The sequence below is a fragment of the Nostoc cf. edaphicum LEGE 07299 genome (assembly GCF_015207245.1).
GTDB lineage: Bacteria > Cyanobacteriota > Cyanobacteriia > Cyanobacteriales > Nostocaceae > Nostoc > Nostoc edaphicum_B.
The window spans coordinates 1-3,346 of sequence record NZ_JADEXF010000718.1 but is presented as its reverse complement, the minus strand read 5'-3'; the positions used below and the strand labels follow the sequence as shown (position 1 = coordinate 3,346).

Annotated in this window: 5 protein-coding genes and 1 pseudogene; 4 read left to right on the top strand and 2 right to left on the bottom strand. The window is 50.4% G+C overall.

What is annotated here, in order from left to right:
- Positions 1–191 precede the first annotated feature (191 nt).
- On the bottom strand, positions 192–968 hold the full coding sequence (locus IQ229_RS24750) for an RNA polymerase sigma factor (RefSeq protein ID WP_322744026.1): 777 nt from the start codon (positions 966–968) through the stop codon (positions 192–194).
- A 3-nt stretch (positions 969–971) separates the two neighbouring features.
- Positions 972–1,424 (bottom strand): annotated as a pseudogene (locus IQ229_RS24745) (sigma factor); the annotation flags it as partial.
- 136 nt (positions 1,425–1,560) lie between these two features.
- Between IQ229_RS24745 and IQ229_RS19465 the strand changes: the two are divergent.
- The 4 genes from IQ229_RS19465 to IQ229_RS19450 all read left to right on the top strand — a co-directional run.
- Positions 1,561–1,920, top strand: a complete 360-nt coding sequence (locus tag IQ229_RS19465) for a YciI family protein (RefSeq protein ID WP_194046572.1) — start codon at positions 1,561–1,563, stop codon at positions 1,918–1,920.
- 35 nt (positions 1,921–1,955) lie between these two features.
- Complete coding sequence (locus IQ229_RS19460; protein WP_194046570.1) at positions 1,956–2,399, top strand: YybH family protein; 444 nt, start codon at positions 1,956–1,958, stop codon at positions 2,397–2,399.
- 22 nt (positions 2,400–2,421) lie between these two features.
- Positions 2,422–2,832 carry a VOC family protein gene (locus tag IQ229_RS19455; protein WP_194046568.1) on the top strand — a complete coding sequence of 137 codons (411 nt, stop codon included), beginning with the start codon at positions 2,422–2,424 and terminating at the stop codon, positions 2,830–2,832.
- 218 nt (positions 2,833–3,050) lie between these two features.
- Positions 3,051–3,346: VOC family protein (locus IQ229_RS19450; RefSeq protein ID WP_194046566.1), on the top strand; the 296-nt coding region annotated here is incomplete at its 3' end.

Below are 3,346 nucleotides of genomic sequence, written 5' to 3'. Positions count from 1 at the left end.
GGGGATTAAGGGGAGCCAGCGCGGTCTTGGGGGTTTCCCCCATGAGCGACTGGCGTGTGGGGTGTAATGACTGTGGAAATCATAACTAATTATGCAAACATGATGTAACTGAACACAATCTAAGTAATCAGTAATTCTTCGCGTGTCCGCTGATGCTGGACTTTATGGCTGAACTTCGCGCAGCCGACGCTCTAGAAAGCGGCGTTCGCTGTCATTTGTAACCAGCATGAGCGCGATCGCGTAACTCTGTAACTCTCTGCGGCTGAGGCTGAGGCTCCGATGCGGCGCAGCATCTCGGCACGGGTGGCGTGAAATAGATGATAGCCATTAAGTTGAGAAGCAAGCCCATCAATGAGTCCGAGGACCGTTTGAGGAGTCTCTATCATTGAGATTGCCACTGCCCGATTCAGCGACACAATCGGCGAGGGCTGCAAGCGTTCGAGCAAATCGTAGAGGCGGACAATTTGTAACCAGTCCGTTTCTTCTGCTTGTGCTGCTTGACAATGTAGTGCTGCGATCGCTGCTTGCACTGCAAACGAATCAATTTCGCCCCGCAATGCTTCTTCAACGAGCGGTAGCGCCTCAGCAATCTGCTGTTGATTCCAGCAACTACGATCCTGATCTTCGAGCAACACCAGATCGCCTGCCTCATCCAAACGGGCATCACGCCGGGAGTCGTGCAGCAACATCAGTGCCAAGAGTGCAGTCACTTCTGAGGGCGGTTGCGGTGCCATCAACATCCTCACTAGGCGACCCAGCCGGATCGCTTCTGTGCAGAGGTCAGCCCTCACCAGCGTCTCGCCCCTAGTCGTCGCGTAGCCCTCATTGAAAATCAAATAGATCGCCGTCAGCACTGCGTCTACCCGCACAGAAAGATCGGTTGTGTCCGGCACTCTATAGGGAATACCTGCATCCCGAATCTTGCGTTTGGCGCGCACCAGTCGTTGCGCCATCGTTGCCGTGGGCACGAGAAACGCCCGCGCAATTTCATCTGTTTCAAGTCCGCCCAGCAGCCGCAGCGTCAAAGCAACTTGCGCCTCGATCGCCAGTGCTGGGTGGCAGCAAGTAAAGATCAGCCGCAGCCGATCGTCTGGAATTTCGTCTGTATCGTAAGTTGGCTCCTCGCGGGTTGGGATTAACCCGGAGGCGGCGTACCATTCCAATTTTTCCGTCAGCCGTGTCCGCCGTCGGAGGCGATCGATGGCTTTGTATCGAGCTGTTTTGACGATCCACGCACGGGGGAGATCGGGCACACCGCTCGACTGCCATTGATTCACGGCGGCTATAAAGGCTTCCTGTACTGCTTCTTCAGCCACATCGAAATCCCCCACCAACCGGATGAGGATGGCGACGATCCGCCCCCATTCAGCCCGGTAAAGGGAGGCGATCGCTTGGTTTACGTCTGTTTTTGCGTTTGGGATCATACCTGAATTAAAGGAGGCAGGGGGCAGTTTTTCTCTTTTCTTCGATAAAAATTTTTGGCGAGGTGTCGATTTGAGTTAGCACCGTTCGACTTACTAACAAAAGGAAGTAACAACGGGAAATAAAGGAAACAACCCCATGAAATATTTGCTGCTGATTTACCTGGAGGAAAATGCCCTGAGCCAAACCGAACGGGAACATTGTTATGTAGAATCCGCGCAACTGGCACAACAACTCAACTCGAAGGGGCAGTATCTCGCAACCGCCCCACTCCACCCTGTGGCAACTGCAACCAGCGTTCGGGTGCGCGACGGTAAACCACTAATAACTGATGGGCCGTTTGCAGAAACCCGCGAGCAATTAGGCGGTTTTTTTCTGATTAATGCTCAGGATCTCGACGAAGCGATCGCGATCGCCGCGCGGATTCCAGGCGCGCACGTCGGCACCGTTGAAATTCGACCTGTGATTGAAGTTGCAGGTTTGCCAGAAAATTCGTAACTGCATTCAACCTCAACCCAAAAGGAGAGATGACGATGACAACCAAAAGCGCGATCGCAACTAATGAAGTTCAGATTCGCCAACTAATTGCCGAGCAACAACGTGCCATCTGCGCCAAAGATGTTGAGCAAATCATGTCCCACTATGCCAACGAGATTATCGTCTTCGATGTTAAACCTCCTTTCCAAACCCAAGGAAAAGATGCTTGGCGTCAAGTGTGGTCAGAATGTTTGCCTTGCTTCCCCGACACCTTTGAGATTGAAACACGAGACCTGAAGATTACCGTCAGCGAAGACTTAGCGGTTGCACATTGGCTATTTCGCTTCACAGGAAGCCAAGATCATCCGGCAATGCAGACGTGGATGCGCGTCACCGCTGTCTGCCAAAAAAATCAAGGCGAATGGCAGATATTACACGAACATCTCTCGGTTCCATTCGATCCAGAGACTTCTCAAGCTGTATTCACGCTCAACCCATAGCCCAATCTACTGAGCCAACACCATGAAACTCAATCCTTATCTCATGTTCAACGGCAACTGTGAAGCCGCGTTCAAGTTCTATGAACACTGTCTTGGCGGCAAAATTGTCATGATGATGACCCACGGGGATGCACCCTCAGCCGAGCATATACCTGCCGAATGGCATGACAAAATCATGCACGTCTGCCTCGATTTGGGCGATCGCCTCTTGATGGGGTCTGACAGTCCGCCTGGGTATTTTGATACACCCCAAGGCTTTTCCGTGCAAATCAGCGTTGACGAGCCAGCGGAGGCAGAACGCATCTTTCATATCCTGGCAGAAAACGGAAAAGTGAAGATGCCGATCGATCAAACCTTTTGGTCTGTCCGCTTTGGTATGTTGGTCGATCAATTCGGCATTCCCTGGATGGTCAACTGCCAGAAAACTCCTTGACTTGTGGGGAGGCGCTTATAGGCCAATACAGTTCAGTTAAGCATTTTTTCTCTTCTCTCTGTTTCCTCTGCGCCTCTGCGGTTCGTTAAAAAAGTTGACTTTGACAAAGAGTTTTAGCCTTAACTGAACCGTATTGGCTTATAGGCGTCTTCCCTAAAGTAAAACCTCAGCGCTTTTTCGCCGATCCTTTACTGTGAAATAATTCAAAAGAAAAACCCATGAGTACTCAAATTTTCGTTAATCTACCAGTTAAAAACCTCAATCAATCGATCGAGTTCTTTACTCAACTCGGCTTTGAGTTTAATCCTCAATTCACTGACGAAACTACCACCACATGTATGATTGTGTCTGAAAACATCTTCGTCATGCTCTTAACCAATGAGAAGTTTAAGACGTTTACTCCCAAAGAAATTTGTGATGCCACAAAAAGCACAGAAGTGCTTGTGTGTTTATCTTTTGATAGCCGAGAACAAGTTGATGAAATGGTTCGCAAGGCAGTCGCCGCTGGTGGAAC